The organism is Pantoea stewartii subsp. stewartii (genome assembly GCF_008801695.1).
Taxonomy (GTDB): Bacteria; Pseudomonadota; Gammaproteobacteria; order Enterobacterales; family Enterobacteriaceae; genus Pantoea; species Pantoea stewartii.
Genome location: NZ_VZPF01000233.1, coordinates 1 through 509, shown reverse-complemented (window position 1 = coordinate 509; position 509 = coordinate 1). Strand labels below are relative to the sequence as shown.

Annotated in this window: 1 protein-coding gene; it reads left to right on the top strand. The window is 48.1% G+C overall.

Going from position 1 to position 509, the window contains the following annotated elements:
* Positions 1-101, top strand: a 101-nt coding sequence (locus tag F7Q90_RS27530) for a hypothetical protein (RefSeq protein ID WP_249042848.1), incomplete at its 5' end; no start/stop codon positions are given.
* Positions 102-509: the final 408 nt, after the last annotated feature.

Genomic DNA, 509 nt, shown 5'->3' with positions numbered 1-509 from the left:
ACCAGTGCAGTTCAATGTGGCAACTGTTGAAAAAGGTCCATCACTTTATGAATACCGTCAGCCCATTCCCCGGGGGAAAACATGGGCTGGCTAAAGTGTAGCGGTATTAGGATCAGTTATTTAGATGTCGAATGCTACTCGTCTCGTAAATCTGGTTTAAACCCTTATGAGGCGGCATTAGTGTCTCATCGCTCTGTCCGTTTTGGGTATCCCTATACCGAACTGGCAGAATCCGGTACTGTTTATCTACATGACATCAACCCTGTCATTTTCAGGAGACAACTGCACGAAATGTCAGAGGTGGGGTGCACTTGTCAACAACGGGTAAAAAGTGGGTCTTCCGCAACTTGGGTGGATGAAAACTAATGAAACTTTCTAGTTAACAGTAAGCGTCGCATTCAGACCGTATTGACGTTCAGGCAGAGGGAAGCTCGACCTTCCATGGCAGCAGATCGCGGACCCGGTTCACCGGCCAGTCCTGTATATGACCGATGACGTAACGCAACCAC